20 protein-coding genes and 1 pseudogene are annotated in these 19,387 nt (G+C 61.7%); all 21 read right to left on the reverse strand.

Annotation, left to right across the window (positions count from 1 at the left end; genetic code table 11):
• Positions 1-27: 27 nt before the first annotated feature.
• The 21 genes and pseudogenes from EQV96_RS19060 to EQV96_RS19160 all read right to left on the reverse strand — a co-directional run bounded on the left by EQV96_RS19060 (position 28) and on the right by EQV96_RS19160 (position 19,352).
• On the reverse strand, positions 28-336 hold the full coding sequence (locus EQV96_RS19060; protein WP_095000999.1) for an urease subunit beta: 309 nt from the start codon (positions 334-336) through the stop codon (positions 28-30).
• The gene (locus tag EQV96_RS19065; protein ID WP_095017663.1) at positions 333-866 is read right to left on the reverse strand and encodes a GNAT family N-acetyltransferase; all 534 of its coding nucleotides are present in this window, start codon (positions 864-866) and stop codon (positions 333-335) included. Before EQV96_RS19065 ends, EQV96_RS19060 begins: the two co-directional genes overlap by 4 nt.
• Entirely contained in the window at positions 863-1,396 is a 534-nt protein-coding gene (locus EQV96_RS19070; RefSeq protein WP_095038947.1) for a GNAT family N-acetyltransferase, read from the reverse strand. The genes EQV96_RS19065 and EQV96_RS19070 overlap by 4 nt, the downstream gene beginning before the upstream one ends.
• A gap of 8 nt (positions 1,397-1,404) precedes the next feature.
• The gene (gene ureA, locus EQV96_RS19075) at positions 1,405-1,707 is read right to left on the reverse strand and encodes an urease subunit gamma (protein WP_016783355.1); all 303 of its coding nucleotides are present in this window, start codon (positions 1,705-1,707) and stop codon (positions 1,405-1,407) included.
• Positions 1,708-1,788: 81 nt separating this feature from the next.
• Positions 1,789-2,628, reverse strand: coding sequence for an urease accessory protein UreD (locus EQV96_RS19080; RefSeq protein ID WP_095017662.1), 840 nt, complete (start codon positions 2,626-2,628; stop codon positions 1,789-1,791).
• Positions 2,629-2,673: 45 nt separating this feature from the next.
• Positions 2,674-3,372, reverse strand: a complete 699-nt coding sequence (gene urtE, locus EQV96_RS19085; RefSeq protein ID WP_095024332.1) for an urea ABC transporter ATP-binding subunit UrtE — start codon at positions 3,370-3,372, stop codon at positions 2,674-2,676.
• A gap of 40 nt (positions 3,373-3,412) precedes the next feature.
• A complete protein-coding gene (gene urtD, locus EQV96_RS19090) occupies positions 3,413-4,261 on the reverse strand; it encodes an urea ABC transporter ATP-binding protein UrtD (protein WP_095001004.1) in 849 nt (282 codons plus the stop codon).
• Positions 4,258-5,337, reverse strand: coding sequence for an urea ABC transporter permease subunit UrtC (gene urtC / locus EQV96_RS19095; RefSeq protein WP_095020797.1), 1,080 nt, complete (start codon positions 5,335-5,337; stop codon positions 4,258-4,260). Before urtC ends, urtD begins: the two co-directional genes overlap by 4 nt.
• Complete coding sequence (urtB, locus tag EQV96_RS19100; protein WP_095025265.1) at positions 5,337-6,839, reverse strand: urea ABC transporter permease subunit UrtB; 1,503 nt, start codon at positions 6,837-6,839, stop codon at positions 5,337-5,339. The genes urtC and urtB overlap by 1 nt, the downstream gene beginning before the upstream one ends.
• 149 nt (positions 6,840-6,988) lie before the next feature.
• Complete coding sequence (urtA, locus tag EQV96_RS19105) at positions 6,989-8,254, reverse strand: urea ABC transporter substrate-binding protein (RefSeq protein WP_095024330.1); 1,266 nt, start codon at positions 8,252-8,254, stop codon at positions 6,989-6,991.
• 223 nt (positions 8,255-8,477) lie between these two features.
• The gene (locus EQV96_RS19110) at positions 8,478-9,488 is read right to left on the reverse strand and encodes an iron ABC transporter permease (protein WP_095017658.1); all 1,011 of its coding nucleotides are present in this window, start codon (positions 9,486-9,488) and stop codon (positions 8,478-8,480) included.
• Positions 9,485-10,435 (reverse strand): ABC transporter substrate-binding protein, encoded by a 951-nt coding sequence (locus EQV96_RS19115; protein ID WP_095001009.1) that lies wholly within the window; start codon positions 10,433-10,435, stop codon positions 9,485-9,487. The genes EQV96_RS19110 and EQV96_RS19115 overlap by 4 nt, the downstream gene beginning before the upstream one ends.
• Complete coding sequence (locus EQV96_RS19120; protein ID WP_095001010.1) at positions 10,432-11,220, reverse strand: ABC transporter ATP-binding protein; 789 nt, start codon at positions 11,218-11,220, stop codon at positions 10,432-10,434. Before EQV96_RS19120 ends, EQV96_RS19115 begins: the two co-directional genes overlap by 4 nt.
• Before the next feature lie 83 nt (positions 11,221-11,303).
• Entirely contained in the window at positions 11,304-13,430 is a 2,127-nt protein-coding gene (locus EQV96_RS19125; RefSeq protein ID WP_095031347.1) for a TonB-dependent receptor, read from the reverse strand.
• Positions 13,431-13,595: 165 nt separating this feature from the next.
• Positions 13,596-14,972, reverse strand: a complete 1,377-nt coding sequence (locus EQV96_RS19130; protein WP_240882250.1) for a PepSY domain-containing protein — start codon at positions 14,970-14,972, stop codon at positions 13,596-13,598.
• A gap of 159 nt (positions 14,973-15,131) precedes the next feature.
• A pseudogene (locus EQV96_RS19135) lies at positions 15,132-17,141 on the reverse strand (TonB-dependent copper receptor); the annotation flags it as partial.
• A 149-nt stretch (positions 17,142-17,290) separates the two neighbouring features.
• On the reverse strand, positions 17,291-17,656 hold the full coding sequence (locus EQV96_RS19140; RefSeq protein WP_095020802.1) for a DUF2946 domain-containing protein: 366 nt from the start codon (positions 17,654-17,656) through the stop codon (positions 17,291-17,293).
• A gap of 48 nt (positions 17,657-17,704) precedes the next feature.
• Positions 17,705-18,199: a copper chaperone PCu(A)C gene (locus EQV96_RS19145; protein WP_240882252.1), complete on the reverse strand. Its 495-nt coding sequence runs from the start codon at positions 18,197-18,199 to the stop codon at positions 17,705-17,707.
• Between the two features lie 48 nt (positions 18,200-18,247).
• On the reverse strand, positions 18,248-18,646 hold the full coding sequence (locus EQV96_RS19150) for a DUF2946 domain-containing protein (protein WP_095001016.1): 399 nt from the start codon (positions 18,644-18,646) through the stop codon (positions 18,248-18,250).
• A 109-nt stretch (positions 18,647-18,755) separates the two neighbouring features.
• Positions 18,756-19,046 carry an addiction module antidote protein gene (locus tag EQV96_RS19155; RefSeq protein WP_095024324.1) on the reverse strand — a complete coding sequence of 97 codons (291 nt, stop codon included), beginning with the start codon at positions 19,044-19,046 and terminating at the stop codon, positions 18,756-18,758.
• Positions 19,047-19,049: 3 nt separating this feature from the next.
• The gene (locus EQV96_RS19160; protein ID WP_240882253.1) at positions 19,050-19,352 is read right to left on the reverse strand and encodes a type II toxin-antitoxin system RelE/ParE family toxin; all 303 of its coding nucleotides are present in this window, start codon (positions 19,350-19,352) and stop codon (positions 19,050-19,052) included.
• Positions 19,353-19,387: the final 35 nt, after the last annotated feature.

The raw sequence follows: 19,387 nt of genomic DNA on the forward strand, positions 1-19,387 counted from the left end.
CCTAAAAATTGGTCCGGACCCTGTGGGTCAATCCAGATTGCCCATCACCCGCCCGGCGAAGCCGAACACCCGGCGCAGACCGGCCAGTTCCACCAGTTCCACTTCACGGGTTTGCCCCGGCTCGAAACGCACGGCGGTGCCAGCCGGAATGTTCAGGCGCATGCCGCGACTGTCGCCACGGTCAAACATCAGGGCGTCGTTGGTTTCAAAAAAGTGATAATGCGAGCCGACCTGGATCGGGCGGTCGCCACGATTGGCTACGCTCAGGACCAGGGTGCGGCGGCCGACGTTCAGTTCGATCTCGCCCGACTCAATGCGGTATTCGCCCGGGATCATTGCGGCTCACTCAGGGTTTTGAAGTAGATGGCCGTGGGGCTGTAGTGGCCGTCGGGGCTTTGGCAGTAGTTGGGCAACTCGCCCACGCGGGTGTAGCCCAGGGCACTGTAGAAGTTCTCCGCCGGGGAGCCGGCTTCGGTGTCCAGGTGCAACAGGCCGCGCTTTTGCTCGCGGGCGCCTTGCTCCAGGGCGTGGATCAGTACCTGGCCCAGGCCGCGGCGACGCACTTCATTGAGCACCAGCAGCTTTTGCACCTCGGCACGGTTCAGGCCGTTGGCCTTCTGGCACAGCACCAGTTGCACGCTGGCCAGCACGCGCTGGTCTTCGACCAGTACCCACAGCAGCAGATTGCCTTGTTCCAGTTGCCCGTGAACTTCGTTGAAGTAACGGCTGGCCTGAGGCTGATCCAGGTCGTTCATGAAACCCACCGATGCACCGTGCCCGACCGCATCGAGCAGCAGCACAATCAAGTCATCGCGGTATTGAGCAAAGCTCTGCGCCGTCACGCGTACCACCTGTTCGGCGTTCATTGTGCGAGCTCCTTGGGCGGCAGGGCGCCGGGGTTAAGCATCAGTTGCATAAAAGTCAGGTCTAGCCAGCGGCCGAACTTGATCCCCACTTGCGGCATGCGCCCGCTGGTGACAAAGCCCAGTTGCCTGTGGACATGGATCGAGGCCGCGTTGGCGCCTTCGATGGCGGCAACCATCACATGCTTGTCGCAGGCACGGGCGCGCTTGATCAACTCGGCCAGCAACTGTGGCCCGAGTTTTTTGCCGCGCTGCTCGGGGTGGATATACACCGAGTGCTCAACGGTATGGCGAAAGCCCTCGAACGGCCGCCAGTCGCCGAACGAGGCATAGCCCAGGGCGATATTGGTGTCGTCGACGATCACCAGAATCGGGTAACCCTGGGCCTGTCGTGCGTCGAACCACCGCTGGCGGTTGTCCAGGTCTACGGTGTTTTCGTTCCATATGGCCAGGGTGTTGAGCACCGCATCGTTGTAGATATCGCGAATCGCCGGCAGATCCGCCGCGACTGCATCACGAATGACATAAGACATGCTCGGCCTCAGGCGATGGGTTGGTGGACGGTGACCAGCTTGGTGCCATCCGGGAAGGTGGCTTCGACCTGGATATCGGGGATCATTTCCGGAATGCCTTCCATCACCTGGTCGCGGGTCAGCAGGGTGGTGCCGTAGTGCATCAGCTCGGCGACGGTGCGGCCATCGCGGGCACCTTCGAGCAGGGCTGCGGAGATATAGGCGATGGTTTCCGGGTAGTTGAGAATCACACCGCGGGCCAACCGACGCTCGGCCAGCAGGCCGGCGGTGAAGATCAGCATCTTGTCTTTTTCGCGTGGAGTCAGGTCCATGGTCGGGTCCGTGTTCGGCAGTTAAAAATGAGTCGGGCCTTGGCCCTCACCCTAACCCTCTCCCAGAGGGTGAGGGGCTCTTCAGGTACTCCAGATGCGTGGCGCCAACGCCTCGCGCCCCAGCAATGCCGGGCGCAGCAAGCGCCATAAATCGATCAGCCAGCTGCGCGCCTGCAAGGCTTCACTGGCCAGGCAGCGCGCTACCAGTAAACCCGGTAATTGAGTCAAATCACCGCGTACCGGGTTGGCCAGCGCGCGGCAGCGTTCCAGCAGCTCGGCACTGACTTCACCCGTTACCAGCAAGGTGGCAAACACCGGGTTGCCATCCAGGCCGATGGGCGAGTCCAGCAGCCCGTCGCCGCCTGCAATGCGCTGGCGTTCATGCCAGAGCAACTGGCCGTCGCGGCGGATATCCAGGCGTGACTGAAAATGCCCGTGCTCAAAACGCTCGCCGCTGGCCAGCCGCCCCAACGCCACCATGTCCCAGTAAAACAGCCGTGCATCGCCTGCAAGTTCGATACGGGTGGTGAGTTCGGCCTGGGCTGCGCTGAACACGATGGTTTCTTGCGGTAGCCATTCCAGGGTCGCGCCGGCAGCCACGTTCAATTCGACTGTCTGGTAAGCCGGGCCCGCCGCGCGATACCACTTGGCCGCGCCGGGGCTGGTCAATTGCGCCCAGGCATCGGGGCCGACGCTGGCGCTGATATTCAGTTGGTCACCCCCGGCAATTCCCCCCGGCGGGTGGACGATGATGTGCTGGCACACCTCGGGGCCTTCGGCGTACAAATGCTTTTGCACCCGCAACGGGCCGAGGTGGCGCCGCAGGGTAGGGCGGGTGCTGTCGCCAAAACGGCCATAGCCCAGCTCCAGCTCGGCGAGCCAGCTGGGGGTGAACAATGCGGTATTGGCCGGCAGGTTCATATGTAGGACTTCTTTGTAAGAAAAGCACCAGGAAAGAGGGACAGATTAAATCGTCACCAGCCCGCGCACACCCTCTGTTTGCATATTTTCGCCACGCCCCTGTTGCACGATTTCACCTCGCGACATCACCAGATACTGATCGGCCAGTTCTTCGGCAAAGTCATAAAACTGCTCCACCAGCAAAATCGCCATATCGCCGCGGGCGGCGAGCATTTTGATCACTGCGCCGATCTCCTTGATCACCGAGGGCTGGATGCCTTCGGTGGGCTCGTCGAGGATCAGCAGACGCGGGCGGCTGGCCAGTGCGCGACCGATGGCCAGCTGTTGCTGCTGGCCGCCGGACAAATCGCCGCCGCGCCGGTGTTTCATTTGCAGCAGCACCGGGAACAGTTCGTAGATAAACGCCGGCACTTCCCTGGCCTCGGCGCCGGGAAAGCGCGACAGGCCCATCAGCAGGTTTTCTTCCACCGTCAGGCGCCCGAAAATCTCCCGGCCCTGGGGCACATAGGCGATCCCTGCGTGGACCCGCTGATGAGGCTTGAGCGTGGTGATGGGCTGGCCCTCCCACTGCACGCTGCCTTCCTTGACCGGCAACAGGCCCATCAGGCATTTGAGCAGGGTGGTCTTGCCCACGCCATTACGGCCGAGCAGGCAGGTGACTTCACCGACTTTGACCTCGAAGGACAGGCCGCGAAGGATATGACTGCCGCCGTAGTATTGGTGCAGTTTTTCGACGTTAAGCATGTTCAGTTCTCTCCATGCCCCCTGTGGGAGCGGGCAGTTTTCAGCGACCCAGGTAGACTTCGATCACCCGTTCATCCGCCTGCACCTGCTCCAGCGAGCCTTCGGCCAATACGCTGCCCTGGTGCAGCACGGTGACGTGGTCGGCAATCGAGCCGACAAAGCCCATGTCATGCTCCACCACCATCAGCGAATGTTTGCCCGCCAGGCTCTTGAACAGCTCGGCGGTGAATTCGGTTTCGGCATCGGTCATGCCCGCCACCGGCTCGTCGAGCAACAGCAGTTGCGGGTCCTGCATCAACAACATGCCGATTTCCAGAAACTGTTTCTGCCCGTGGGACAACAGCCCCGCAGGCCGCAGGGCTGAGCCGGTCAGGCGGATGGTATGCAGCACTTCGCCGATACGGTCCTTTTGCTCTCCTGTCAGTTTCGCGCGCAGGCTGGCCCACACCGACTTGTCGGTCTTCTGCGCCAGCTCCAGGTTCTCGAACACGCTCAGGGCCTCGAATACCGTGGGCTTCTGGAACTTTCGGCCAATCCCGGCCTGGGCGATCTGTACTTCGCTCATCTGGCGCAGGTCGAGGGTTTCGCCAAACCAGGCCTGGCCTTCGCTGGGCCGGGTCTTGCCGGTGATCACATCCATCATGGTGGTCTTGCCCGCACCATTGGGGCCGATGATGCAGCGCAGTTCACCGACGCCGATATACAGGTTGAGGTTGTTCAGGGCCTTGAAGCCATCGAAGCTGACGCTGATGTCTTCCAGGGTCAGGAGGGTGCCGTGGCGGGTGTTCAGGCCCGGCCCGGCGGCTTGTCCCAGGCCGATGGCGTCGCGACTGCTGCCAGCGTCCAGCACCGGTTCGAGCATGAATTCGGCGGTCGGTGTGATTCTCATTGTTCGCCCCTTTTCTTCAGCAGGCCGATCACGCCTTTTGGCAGGTACAGGGTCACGACGATAAACAGCGCCCCGAGAAAGAACAGCCAGTATTCGGGGAAGGCCACGGTAAACCAGCTTTTCATGCCATTGACCACGCCTGCCCCCAGCAGCGGGCCGATCAGGGTGCCGCGCCCGCCGAGGGCGACCCATACGGCGGCTTCGATGGAGTTGGTCGGCGACATTTCACCCGGGTTGATAATGCCCACCTGGGGCACATACAAGGCCCCGGCCAGGCCGCACAGCACGGCGCTCAGTACCCAGACGAACAGCTTGAAACCGCGCGGGTCGTAGCCGCAGAACATCAGGCGGTTTTCCGCGTCGCGCAGTGCGGTCAATACCCGGCCGAACTTGCTGCGCGCCAGTCGCCAGCCAAGGAACAGGCTGGTCACCAGCAGCAGCACGGTGGCCAAAAACAGCGCCGCGCGCGTGCCCGGCTCGGTGATGCCAAAGCCCAGAATACTGCGAAAATTGGTGAAACCGTTGTTGCCGCCAAAGCCGGTTTCGTTGCGGAAAAACAGCAGCATTCCGGCGAAGGTCAGGGCCTGGGTCATGATCGAGAAGTACACGCCCTTGATCCGCGAGCGAAAGGCGAAAAAGCCGAACACCAGGGCCAGCAGGCCGGGGGCCAATACCACCAGACACATTGCCCACCAGAAATGCTCGGTACCGACCCAGTACCATGGCAGCTCGGTCCACGACAAAAAGGTCATAAAGGCCGGCAGCTCGTCGCCCGAGGCCTGGCGCATCAGGTACATACCCATTGCGTAACCGCCCAGGGCGAAGAACAGGCCATGGCCGAGCGACAGCAGCCCGGCGTAGCCCCAGACCAGATCCAGGGCCAGGGCGACAATGGCGTAGCAGAGAATCTTGCCCACCAGCGTCAGCGTGTAGGCCGAGACCTGCAACGGGCTGTCGGCGGGCAACAGCGAGAGCAGCGGCAGGGCCAGCAATACCAGCAGGACCAGAACGCCCACCAGTGTAGTGACCGCAGGTCCGGCCTTTTGTGCAGCAGTGACCATCAGAGGCTGATTCATCAGTCGATCACCCGTCCTTTAAGCGCGAAGAGCCCCTGCGGACGCTTCTGGATAAACAGAATGATCAGTCCCAGGATCAGGATTTTGCCCAGCACGGCACCGATCTGCGGTTCGAGGATCTTGTTGGCGATACCCAGGCCAAAGGCCGCATACACAGTACCGGCCAATTGGCCGACGCCGCCCAGCACCACCACCAGAAACGAGTCGATGATGTAGCCCTGTCCCAGATCCGGGCCCACGTTGCCGACCTGGCTCAAGGCCACGCCGCCAAGTCCGGCAATCCCCGAGCCCAGGCCGAAGGCGAGCATGTCCACGCGCCCGGTGGGTACACCGCAGCAGGCAGCCATGTTGCGGTTCTGGGTAACGGCGCGCACGTTGAGGCCCAAACGGGTCTTGTTCAGCAGCAGCCAGGTCAGTACCACCACGGCCAGGGCGAAGACGATGATCACCAGACGGTTATACGGCAACACCAGGTTGGGCAGCACTTGCAGCCCGCCCGACAGCCAGGCCGGGTTGGCCACTTCGACGTTTTGCGCGCCGAACAGCACACGTACCAGCTGGATCAGGATCAGGCTGATGCCCCAGGTGGCAAGCAATGTCTCCAGCGGGCGGCCGTAGAGGTGACGGATGATGGTGCGCTCCAGCAGCATGCCCACGGCTGCGGTAACGAAGAACGCCACGGGCAGGGCCAGCAGCGGGTAGAACTCGATGGCGCCGGGAGCAAAGCGCTGGAACAGCAACTGCACGCAGTAGGTGGAATAGGCGCCGAGCATCAGCATTTCGCCGTGGGCCATATTGATCACCCCCAGCAGGCCAAAGGTGATGGCCAGGCCGAGTGCAGCCAGCAGCAGGATCGATCCGAGGGACAAACCGCTGAACGCCTGCCCCAGCAGGTCGCCGATCAGCAGCTTGCGTTTGATTTGCACCAGGCTGGTTTCGGCGGCGGTGTGCACGCTGGCATCGGTTTCTACCCCTGGTTGCAGCAGGTTTTCGAGGCGGGTGCGGGCCAGCGGTTCGCCAGTTTCGCCCAGCAGGCGCACGGCGGCCAGACGCACGGCAGGGTTGGGGTCGACCAATTGCAGATTGGCCAGCGCCAGGCTTAATGCGCTGTGCACATCGCTGTCCTTTTCAGCGGCCAGTTGTTGGTCGAGGAAATTGAGTTGCGCCGGTTTGGCGGATTTCTGCAATTGTTGCGCTGCGCTCAAGCGCAGCTTGGGGTCGGCTGCCAGCAGTTGATGGCTGGCCAGTGCGGTATCGATCAAGCCGCGCAAGCGGTTGTTCAGGCGCAGGGTTTTAACCTGGCCGTCTACGGTAACCTGGCCCTGTTGCAGGCTGTTGATCAGTTCGATGCGGGCGGGCGCGGGTTGTGCGGCCCAGCTTTCCAGGAGTTGGGCTTGCTGGGCGTTATTGGCTGCGGCGAAGTCGCTGGCGTCGTCGGCGTGGGCGGCCAGGGGCAGCAACAGCAGTAGCGCGACGATAACGCGGTAAAGGGCAGTGGGCATAGTTATGGCCTTGCACAGATAGAAGCAATTCAACACACCTGTGGGAGCGGGCTTGCTCGCGATGCAGGCAACGCGGTCTTTCAGTCAAACCGTGTTGACTGCATCGCGAGCAAGCCCGCTCCCACAAAAGCACAACGATGAGGCTGGCCTCAGTTACTCTTCACCGCGTAATCCGGCTTCTTGTCATTGCCCGGGATGTAAGGGCTCCACGGCTGGGCGCGGATCGGCCCTTCGGTCTGCCATACCACGCTGAACTGCCCGTCCGGCTGGATCTCGCCGATCATTACCGGCTTGTGCAGGTGATGGTTGGTCTTGTCCATCGTCAGGGTGTAGCCCGAAGGCGCGGCAAAGGTCTGGCCCGCCAGGGCTTCGCGCACCTTGTCGACATCGGTGGACTTGGCTTTTTCGGCCGCCTGGGCCCACATGTGAATGCCCACGTAGGTGGCTTCCATCGGGTCGTTGGTCACGGCCTTGTCGGCGCCCGGCAGGTTGTGTTTTTTGGCGTAGGCTTTCCAGTCAGCCACGAATTTGGCGTTGACCGGGTTCTCTACCGACTGGAAGTAGTTCCACGCCGCCAGGTTACCCACCAGCGGTTTGGTGTCGATGCCGCGCAGCTCCTCTTCACCCACCGAGAACGCGATCACCGGCACGTCGGTTGCTTTCAGGCCCTGGTTGGCCAGCTCTTTATAGAAGGGCACGTTGGAGTCACCGTTGACCGTGGAGATCACCGCTGTCTTGCCGCCCGCCGAGAACTTTTTGATATTGCCCACGATGGTCTGGTAGTCGCTGTGCCCAAACGGGGTGTAGACCTCTTCGATGTCCTTGTCGGCCACGCCTTTGGAATGCAGGAATGCGCGCAGGATCTTGTTGGTGGTGCGCGGGTACACGTAGTCGGTGCCCAGCAGCACAAAACGTTTGGCGCTGCCGCCGTCTTCGCTCATCAGGTATTCCACCGCTGGAATCGCTTGCTGGTTCGGCGCAGCGCCGGTGTAGAAGACGTTGGGCGACATCTCTTCGCCTTCGTATTGCACCGGGTAGAACAGCAGGCCGTTGAGTTCTTCAAACACCGGCAGTACCGATTTGCGCGACACCGATGTCCAGCAGCCGAACACCACCGCAACCTTGTCCTGAGTCAGCAACTGGCGGCCCTTTTCGGCAAACAGTGGCCAGTTGGAGGCCGGGTCGACTACTACGGGTTCGAGCATCTTGCCGTTGACACCGCCCTTGGCGTTGATCTCGTCAATGGTCATCAGCGCCATGTCTTTGAGCGAGGTTTCGGAGATCGCCATGGTTCCGGACAACGAATGCAAAATCCCTACTTTGATGGTCTCGGCGGCTTGCACCGTCCAGGTCATGCCCATGGCTGCGATGGAGGCGCTCAGGGTGAAAGCCTTGATCAAGCTACGACGCTTCATGGTGCGATCTCCAGGTCTCTGATTTTTAGTGATGAATTCAATGACTGGAGAGGTCTTTAGCAAAGGCTGTGCCTATACCTGAAAAGGGCTCTGGAACAGTATTTTGCGCGAAGAGTGGGCGCGACGACGCACCCGTTTGGTGCCGCCGGGAAGGGGTGGTGCGGGGTTATGCTTCACCTTGGTGCTTTGCGGGTTTGACTCACTACCGCCCTGTCAGGCGGTGTTAGCGTTTGCGCATCAACCCGATAAAAAACAGCCCGCCAATCGCCGCCGTGGCCACGCCTATGGGCAGGTCTTCGGGGGCGATCAGGGTGCGTGCCGCCACGTCGACCCAGACCAGGAACACACTGCCCAGCAAGGCGGATACCGGCAGCAGACGTCGATGCTCCGCGCCCACCAGGCGGCGGGCGATATGCGGAATCATCAGCCCGACAAAACCAATGGAGCCACTGATGGCCACCAGCACGCCGGTCATCAGCGAGGCGATCAAAAATACCCGCAGGCGCACATTGCGCGCATTCAAGCCCAGGGTCACGGCGGTTTGTTCGCCGGCCATCAGGGCATTCAGCGGGCGTGCCATACCCAGCAGCAACACCAGCCCCAGCAGCACGCTAGCGCTGGGGATGGCCAGCAGCTCCCAGCGCGCCAGTCCCAGCCCGCCGAGCATCCAGAACAGCACCGCGGAACTGGCCCGGTGGTCGCCCAGAAACAGCAGGGTATTGGCCACGGCCATCATCACAAAGGATACGGCCACGCCGCACAGCAGCAAACGGTCGCTGTCGAGCCGGCCGTGTCGGCTGGCGATGGCCAGTACCAGAGCCATGCTCAACAGCGCCCCGATAAATGCGGCAATGGGCAGGGTCAGCAGCCCGACGATTTCGCCCACATGCAGCACCACAATCACCGCCCCCAGCGTGGCGCCGCTGGTCACACCCAGCAGGTGCGGGTCGGCCAGGGGGTTGCGGGTCACGGCCTGCAACACCGCGCCGATCAGTGCCAGCCCTGCGCCCACCAGCGCCCCCAGCAACATGCGCGGCACGCGGATCAGCCACACGATATGTTCCTGGCCCGCGCTCCAGTTAACGTCGCCGATGCCAAACAGCTTGTGCAGCAGAATCTGCCACACCACGTCCACTGGCACCCGCGCCGGGCCAAAACCCAGCGAAACCACACACGACACCAGCAGCAATGCGCCAAGACCAGTGAGCAACAGGGCGTAGCGGCTGGCTATCATTGCGGGTGAAAGCCTTTAGCCAGGGTTTCGATGGCGAGCACGTTGTCGATGCCCGGCGTGGCCTGCACATAAGGGATAACGATAAAGCGCTTGTTACGGATCGCGTCTACCGATTGCAGCGCCGGGTTGGTTTCCAGGAAGCGTTGTTTCTGCTCGGCGGTGACCTCGCTGTAATCAACGATCACGATGACTTCGGGGTTGCGCTCGACCACGGTTTCCCAATTGATACGGGTCCAGCTGGCGTCGATATCGCTGAGGATATCGTTGCCACCGGCGGCTTCGATCAATGCGTGGGGGATACCCAGTTTGCCCGAAGTCATGGCCCGGTCTTCACCGCTGTCATACAGGAAAACCCGGGGCTTCGAGGTGGGCAGGGTGTTTTGGACGTCTGCAATTTTTGCCTGCATCTGGGCGATCAACGCACTGGCGCGATCCTGCACGTCGAAGATCCTGCCCAGGTTGCGCAGGTCGTTATAGGTGTCTTCCATGCTGGCGGGCGGGCGCTTCATCACAAATGCGCAGGACTCGGTCAGCTCATACACATTGATGCCCAGCGGGGTCAGGGTTTGCGGCGTGAGGTCGCCGCCCACGCGCATGCCGTAGTCCCAGCCGGCGAAGAAGAAATCGACGTTGGCATTGAGCAGGGTTTCCACTGACGGGTATTTGCTCGCCAGTTCCGGCAGACCATCGAGGATCACTTTCATCTGCGGGGTCACGGCCTTCCACCCGCTGATCCCGCTGTAGCCGGCCATGTGTGGCTTGAGACCGAGGGCGAGCATCATCTGGGTCATGTTGATGTCATGGCTGACCGCGTGTTTGGGGGCCTGGTCGAAGGTTACGTCGCGATTGCAACTCTTGATAGTCAGCGGGTACTGCGTGGCCTCGGCAAAGGCCAGGGGCGAGGCGAGCACTGCGCCCAGGCAGAGGGCGAAACGAATCAGGTTCATGCGTGGGTTATCCAGGTTATGCGCGGGTAGCCGGACAGCGGATGGTCGTCGATCAGGGCCGCCACGCCAAACACGTCGCGCAACAGCTCCACAGTCAAAACTTCACGGGGCGTGCCGCTGGCGATGATCTTGCCGTGGTCAATGACGTACAGCCGGTCACAAAAGGCAGCGGCCAGATTGAGGTCGTGGATGCTGGCCAGGGTGCCGATGTTCAGGCGCTTGACCAGTTGCAGCAACTCCAGTTGATAGCGCGGGTCGAGGTGATTGGTGGGCTCGTCGAGGATCAGCAGTTCGGGTTGCTGGGTCAGGGCACGCGCCAGGATCACCCGTTGTTTTTCGCCGCCCGAGAGGGTGGCGAAAGCGTGGTCTTCAAAACCCTGCAGGCCGACGGATGCGAGGGCGTTTGTAGCCAGTTGGCGATCAGCTTGGGTGTCGCCATCGAACAGGCCTTTGTGCGGGGTACGGCCCATGGCGACCACTTCATCGACGGTCAGGCCGAAAGTGTCGGGGAATTCTTGCAACACCACGGCGATGCGTTGCGCGCACCAGCGGGGTGATTGCTGCCAGAGATTGTGGCGGTCGAGCTGGACAGTGCCCGATTGCGGCTTGCTGAAACGGTAGGCGCAGCGCAACAGGCTGGTCTTGCCGCTGCCGTTGGGCCCGATCAGCCCCACAAACTCACCCGCCGCGACATGCAGGTTGGCATCACGCAGCTGGAACTGGTGATGGCAATGGCCGTGGCCCAGAGGGCTCCAGGCGAGCTGGGTGAGGGTGAGGCGGGTCATAAAAGTCCGGTTGTTCTTTAAAGTCAAAAGCCCCTCACCCTAGCCCTCTCCCTCCGGGAGAGGGTTAGGGTGAGGGCCAGCGGTTAAAAGGTGTAATCAGCCGTCACGAAAAACGAACGCGGTTCGCCCATGATCCATTGCTGGCCGCCATTGTATTGGGTTACGGCGTACTGGCGGTCGAACAAATTGTTCAAACGCAAACCCAGGGTGGTTTTGGGCATCGCTTTCCAGCTCACGCTGGCGTCTACCACGGTGTAGCTCGGCAGCTCGACGTTGTTGGCCATGTCGGCATAACGCGAGTCGACATAGCGCACGCCGGCACCGGCACTTACATCATCGTTGATGGCCTTGCTCAACCACAGATTGGCGGTGCGACGGGGTACGTCGGTGGGACGGTTGCCTTTGCGCGATACGCCTTCATCGTCGAACTTGTCGTACTGCGCGCGCACCACCGAGGCGTTGGCTTGCAACGCCCAGCGCTGCGGCAGTTGCAGGTCAAGGCTGGCTTCCAGGCCGCTGGAGGACTGCTCGCCCACTTGCAGCGTATTGCCCGGGATATTCGGGTCGGAGGTCAGCAGGTCTTTTTTGACGATGTGATAGGCCGCCAGGGTCCATTCGCCGCGCTGATCCCAGAACATCTGCTTGAAGCCGATTTCGGTCTGGCGCGCATGGGCCAGCTCGAAGTTTTGCTGCTTTTCGCTCAGGCTGATCAAGCCGCCCACGCCATCAACGCTGGTGGCTTGCTGGGCATAGATCGACATGTCCGGTGTCAGTTCGTATACCAACCCGACTTTCCAGCTGTTGGCCGACAGGCTGCGGTCAGTTCGAGTGGCGTCGCCATTGACCGCGAAGTCATCGCGGTCCAGATGCACGATATCGCGGCGCACGCCGGTGACCAGCGACAGTTGATCGCTCAGCTCGGTGCGGTTTTCGGCGAACAGCGAAACCTGTTGCGTGGTGGTGGTGTATTGATCGCGGTACGGCGAGTCACTTTCAAATTCGCCACGATCCGGGTGGTACAGGTCAATCGGCTGACCGTTTTCATTCACGTCTTTATACGGCGAGTTGCTGTGCAGGTTGAAGTGGATGCGGTTGTAATCCGCGCCCACCAGGGTTCTGCTTTCAAGGCCGAACAGGTCGTGGTTGAGGGTGAAGGTCTGGCGGTCGCCGACTTGTTCCTGCTCGTGCTTGATGCTGAAGTAGCCCCTGCGCAGCAAGGTCTGCTGGCTTTCATTCCAGGCGTGGTTTTCGGCGTTCTGCCAGCGGCGTTGGGCCTTGAGGTAATACAGCTCGTTGTTGGCACTGAGGGCGTCGTTGATCTGCCATTCAGTATTGAGGCGCGTCCACTGGTCGTTGTAATGCAGTTTTGCATCGCGCACGTTGTAGTTCTTGTCCCGCAGGCTCTGGTGATACCGGCCATTGATCAGCGGTACGCCGAAATCGTTTTGCGGCTCCTGATCGCCATAGTCGTGGCTCAGGGTAAACGCCAGGTCATCGCTGGCTTGCCAGCGCAGAGCGGCGCTGACAAAGGTGTTTTCGGAGTCGCCGTGGTCGATCCAGCCATTGCTCTGGACGTGGTTGATATTCAACCGATAGCTCAGGGTATCGGTCAGCGAGCCGCCGCTGTCGAGTGCCTGCTGGCGGGTGTCGTACGAGCCGTAGCCCACACGGACATGGTTTTCTATGGCACCGGAGAAGGGTTTTTTCGGGATTACGTTAATCACTGCGCCGGTAGCGCCTTCGCCATACAGCACCGAGGCCGGGCCGCGCAGCACGTCGATGCGTTCCACCGACCAGTCGTCCACCGGGAAGGTCACGGTGCCCGCGCCGCTGTACATGCGTACGCCGTCATAGAGCTGCATCACCGAGCCTTCGCCGACAAAACCCCGGGCCGAATAGGCGGAGCCGCCGTTACCCGGTGTGCCGGTGTTGCTGATGCCGGTCGTGCGGGTCACGGCGTCCTGCACGCTGCGGTCGCCACGGGCGCGGATTTGCGCGCCGGTCAGGCTTTCAACGCTGGCAGGCGTTTCGAGACCGGTAAGGTTCAGGCGTGAGCCGGCGCTGGTGGCGGTCTTGAGGTCGATGCTTTCAATCTCGACTTCAGGCGCGGTAACGCTCGCGGCAGGCAGCATCAGAGAGGGGGCGGCGTCATCGGCCTGGGCGCTGTTCAGCGCCAGCAGGCAGAGACTGGACAAAAAGTACTTGTTCATCAGGGCAGTGAGTCGCTTATTTCAGAGGGTGTCCCCGCTGCCTCCTGGCGGCGGGTGATGGAGCTTAAATGGTTTTGTTATACAGTAACACTTATTTCGCGCATGATATTGGCGTGCCATTATAGGGGTGGCTCTGCAATGCGCCTCTCGGATGGTTCATGCTGGTTATGAAAGGCGCTCATCCGGCCGTAGTTTGCGCACCATCAGCCATAACCGGTCGAGCCCCCACACTGCGATCAACGAGGCGCCCACCAGCGGGAACGCGATAGCCAGAGCGAGCATGATGGCAACGCCGGCCTTCCAGGTCGGCAGGTCGTGACGCAGCGGCGGAACCCCCAAACCGCCTTGCGGGCGACGCTTCCACCAGATCACCAGGCCGCTTACGGAACTGAGCAGGATCATCAGGCACACCAGCAGCATCACGATCTGGTTGAGCGGGCCAAACAACTTGCCTTCGTGCAGCATCACGCCCATTTCGGTGGCGCGGGCGACATTGCTGTAATGCTGCCAACGCACGTCGGCCAGTACCGTGCCGGTGTATTGATCGACATGCAGGGTGGCGTCGTTACGCGGGTCGTCGGCGAATACGGCAATGGTGAATACGCCGGTAGCGGTGGTCGGCAGGGTGATGCTGTAGCCGGCCTCGACCTGGCGGGCCGTGGCGGTGTCGACCACCGCTTGCAGGGTGATGCCGGGGGCGGCGGGGCCTGAGGTGTGCGCGGCGTGGGCCATATGTTCGGCGTGGGCGCCGGAGACCGGCATCGGTGTGTTTTCCATTGCCCAGGGCACGGTCTGGCGATTGGCGGTATTGAGGCTGCGGGCCTCGATATCAGACTTCGGCACGTCGTTCCACATGGCTACCGGGAAACGGTTCCACAGGTCGGCATATTGCTTGCCCCAGAAGCCGGTCCAGGTCATGCCGCTGATCAACATGAACAGCAGCAAGGCGGCCCCCCAGAACCCTGTGACAACGTGAAGGTCGCGCCATAGCACGCGCCCGCGCCTGCTCAGGCGCGGCCATAGAATTCCGGCAGCCGATTGCCCCCGCGGCCACCACAGGAACAGGCCGGACACCACCAGCACCACGCCCCAGCCAGCGGCCAGTTCCACCAGCCGGTCGCCGAGGGTGCCGATCATCAATTCGCCGTGCAGGGTGCGCGCCACGGCTTGCAGGTTGAGCTTGGCATCCTGCTCGCCCAGCACCTGGCCGGTGTAGGGGTTGATAAACACATTGAGCTCGTGCCCGCCGTTGTGAACCACGAACTGGCCGCTGCGTTGCGGATTGATCGGCGGCAGGTACTGGCTGATATGGCCCTGTGGATAAGTGGCCTGCACACGGCTGAGTTGCTCATCGGCGCTGAGGCTGTGATGGGCCGGGGTGACGTTGAGCAGATGGTCGTACAGCAGTGGATCAAGCTGGGGTTTGAACAGGTAAATGATCCCGGTCAGGGCCAGCAGGATCATAAACGGGGCGACAAATAACCCGGCGTAGAAATGCCAGCGCCAGGCCAGGTTGTAGAAAGACGGTGTTGGTCGGCTCATGTGAGCGGCTCCGCAAGGTTGAAATTGTTGTCGTCAGCAAAGACCCTCACCCTAGCCCTCTCCCAGAGGGAGAGGGGACTGACCGCTGCGGGTTCAAGCACGGCGCAAATCAGCTCCCTCTCCCTCCGGGAGAGGGTTGGGGTGAGGGCTGGCGGTTTGTCAGAAACTCACATCCACCTTGGTCCACAGCGTGCGGCCCGGTTCATTGATGGCGCGCGGGTCATTGGCCGGGTAGCCGTAACCGGCGTTGCCCGCCATGTTCAGGTGCTCGCTGTAGTTTTTGTCCAGCAGGTTGTCGACCCCGGCGCTGACCTTGAGGTTTTTGTTGATGCGGTATGCACCGTTCAACGAGAACACGCCAAAGCCGGCACTTTTGCCAAAATCCTTGCCGACCACATTGCCCGCGTTGCGGTCTATGCGGTCCTGGCGCGCCACGACGCGCCACAGGGCGCCGGCACTCCAGTCGTCTTCGCTGTAGGTCAGGCCCAGGCGGGTGTCCAGCGGCGGCATTTGCGGCAGGGCCTTGCCATCGCTGGTGTTCTTGCCCCAGGCGTAGGCCAGGGTGGCGTCGGCTTTCCAGTTTGACGTCAACTGATACGCCGCGCCCAACTCGCCGCCCATGACCCGGGCGTTGATGTTTTGCGCTTGGGATGAGCCCTTGGCGTAGTCGAACAGGATGTAGTCGCGAATCTCGCCGGCGTACACCGAGGCCCAGGCCTCCAGGGTGTCGGTCTTGTATTGCAGGCCCGCATCGAGCTGCGTGGTTTTCTCGGGCTTGATGGCGTCGAATGCATTCACCGAACCGGTCGGGCCGGAGCTCGGCGAAAACAGCTCCCAGTAATCGGGGAAGCGCTGAGTGTGGCCCAGCCCGGCGTACAGGGTGGTCGGGCTGTCGCTCAGGTCATGCTCGTAACGCACAAAACCGCTGGGCAGGGTGTCGGCGCGGGTCTTGTCCAGGGTCGGGTTGGGCTTGCTCATCATCCCCGAGCCGAGTCGGGCGCGGTAATCCTTGGCGGATGCGCGGTCAAGACGAGCACCGGTAATCAGCCGGTCGCGCTCGGCGGCGTACCAGGTCAACTCGCCAAAGGCGCCGTAGTTGTGGAAATCGGCGTCCTTGCTCCAGTTCTGGTCCTTGTAGGTATCGATGCCCATGCCCATGCGTTTGCGGTGTTCGTTGGTCTGCGCATCGATGCCGCTGATTAGCTGGTAATCGGCCCAGCGCCAGGTGGCCTTGATCCGCGCACCGAGGGTGCGGCGGTCGACGTTGGACGCCATCGGCCCTGCCATCATGCCGGTGCCCGACGGGGTACGCAGTGTGTAGTTGTCCATCACATGGTCGGCGTAGTTGTAGTAGACCTGGGCTTCGATCTTGTCGAGAACGTCGCCGATATTGGACTTTTCAAAGCGCAGTCCCAGGCTTTCGCGCTTGTACTGGCTGCCGTCCATGCCGCGTCCGGCCGAGCGCGCTTCACCGTCGCCCTTGCCGGCGGTGAGTTCCAGCAGGGTGTCGGCGTCCGGGGTCCAGCCCAGGGCAATGTCGCCGTTCCATTTGTCGTAACGCGACGGCACGGTGTCGCCGTTGCCGTCCTTGTAGTCATCGGCATGGGCGGTGTTGCCGATGACCCGCACATAGCCCAGCGGGCCACCGGCGGCGGCGTCGATGGTTTTGTCGAAACGGCCGTTGGAACCCACCAGCAGGCTGGCATTGACCCGTGTGCCCAGTTCGCCGAAGTGCTCGGGCTCGCGTTCGAAGAGGATGGTGCCCGCCGAGGCGCCCGGGCCCCAGAGCACGGTTTGCGGGCCTTTGATCACCGTGAGCTGGTCGTAGGTTTCCGGCGAGATGTAGGAGGTGGGTGCGTCCATGCGCCCGGGACAGGCGCCGAGCATCATGCCGCCGTTGGTAAGGATATTCAGGCGCGAGCCGAACATGCCGCGCAGCACCGGGTCGCCGTTGGTGCCACCGTTGCGGATCAGGGCGAAGCCGGGGATGGTCTTGAGGTAGTCGCCGCCGTCACTGGCAGGCACGGGCTGGCGCGGGTCCTTGGGGTTGGTGACGATGGTCAGCGGTGAGCTGGGGGCGATGGCGGTGATCACCAGCGGGCTCAGCTCATTGCTGTGCCCGGCATGTTCGTCGGCCACAGCGGTGGTTGCCAGAATCGCACAGCACAGGGTGCTGAGGGTAAAGGGCAAACGGGAGGCAGCAGTAAAGCGGGACATAGACATTCCAATAGTCAGACGAATACAACTCGGCCACGCACCTGCGACTGTCTGAAACAGTGCATGCAGGTCGGCCAGATGATGTGTTGTGGTGTCGGTAGCTAAAGGAATACGGGAGGCGCGCGGGAGCGGGAGCCCGGGAAGACCGGTTGCCGGGCGTGGCCCAGGCGGGGATTGGCGGCCAGGTAACTGCGGGGTTCTGGTGAGTTATAGAGGGTCAGGCCCGGGGTGCCGGGCAAGGCCGGGCAACTGAACAGCAGGGTGCAGTAGCCGCACTTTTCCCAGATGGCATGGTGGTCGGCTGAAGGCTGTTCATGTTCGGCGTGCGCAGACATGTCCATGCTCATATCCATCGACATGGGCATGGAGGCGTGATGATCCATCGGCATCGCCTGGGAAATCAGCGGGCCGATAAAAATCATCAACATGGCAAACAGGCTCAGCCAACTGCCGCGAATGTGCGACATGGAGTGCCTGGCGCGAGGTTCGCGCACGGGGATCAGCAACCTTGGCCGTTAGTGGGCGTGCATGTGTTCCATGCTGTCTTCAGGTGCCTGCTTCTGCACATTGACCTCAACCGGCACGGCGCCGGCTTTTTCAAAATGCAGGGTCAGCGGGAAGTGCTTGCCGTCCTGCAGCAGGCTGCGGTCCTTGAGACCGAACATCATCACGTGGTACGCCATGGGCGCAAAGGTGACGGTGCCGCCGGGCGGCACTTCGACGCTGGCCACGGGCAGCATCTTCATCAAGTCGCCTTCCATGATGTGCTGGTGCAGTTCGGCCTTATCGGCAATCGGCGTGTCGACACTGACCAGCCGATCGGCCGTGCTGCCGGTGTTGTGAATGATGAAATACGCGGCCACGGTGGGCGCATTGGGCGGCAGCTCCTGGGACCACGGGTGGGCGATTTCGAGGTCGCCGCTTTTGTATTCGTGGGCGTTGGCAAAACAGGCATGCAGCAACACAGCCGCCGCAATCACGACGTGCTTGAACAGGGAAAGGTTCAACATGGCAATTCTCCGGAATGATTCAAAACGCAAAGGGGTTGCGAGGAAGAATCAGACCAGGGGCGATGCGCGGGGGTTGAGGCTCGGCCATTGCTGTCGCGGGGTGGGGCGCTTGAGGTGATCCGGGACCAGGCTGTGGCCCCGCTCGATGGCGGCAAAGTAGAGCTTGGGAATATGCGCGGGCAGCGCCACCACCGGCGCGGCGCCCGAGCAGCACCAGCAATGCTGCATGGTGGAATGATCGTCATGCTGGTTGTCGGCGGGCTCGAACGTGCCCAACGATACGGCGACCATCTTGGTGCCGGTGGAGGAGCAGAAGCTGCTCCACATGAACTGCTCGGTGGGCCCTCGCTCAACGGATTGGGTCGCTCCGGCCATCGACATGGCGAGCATGTTGAACAGCACTGCAAAGCAGGCGATCCAGGCAAATGCAAACCGTTGTCGGGACATGACGAATTCCGTGAGTGGAGCGATCAAGGGGCTATTTAGCCTGAATGCTCGGCGTAAGTAAAAAGTGCGGGTGTGGCGAAGTGTCGCGATCGGCCAGTACGCGCAAATTTCAGGCTGCTGTGGCATGCAGCTTGAGCCCCAGCGCCTTCATCACTTTGATGATAGTCGCGAACTCGGGGTTGCCCTTGCTGCCCAGGGCCTTGTACAGGCTTTCACGGCCCAGCCCGGCTTCGCGGGCGATTTGAGTCATGCCTTGGGCGCGGGCGATATCGTTGAGCGCCGCTCGGATCAGACTGCCGTCGCCGGGGTCCTCTTCGAAACAGGCGTCCAGGTAAGCCGCCATATCCTCCGGGGACTTCAGGTAGTCAACGGTATCGAAACGGGTAAGTTGCTCGGTCATGCGTCAGTCCTCATTACCCAGTGTGTGTGCCATTTGTTTTGCGCGTTTTATATCTCGTGTCTGGCTGGTTTTATCGCCGCCAACAAGCAGCAGGTAGAACACTTCGCCTTTGCGGGTGTAATAGACTCGATAACCGGGCCCGCAGTGAATCCGCATTTCGTAAACACCGCCACCGACGCACTCGCAGTCGGCGAAGTGACCCAAACCGGCTGCTTTCAGGCGAGCAAGAATGCGGGCTTGCCCGGTTTTGTCTTTAAGTGCGCCCAACCATTTGGCGAATTCGCGTGTTTGTTCGAAAGTGATCATGGGGCATGATCGTATTCTGAAGGATACACCATCGC

Origin of the sequence: Pseudomonas sp. TMW22080 (assembly GCF_022496745.1) — a bacterium.
Classification (GTDB): Bacteria; Pseudomonadota; Gammaproteobacteria; order Pseudomonadales; family Pseudomonadaceae; genus Aquipseudomonas; species Aquipseudomonas bubulae.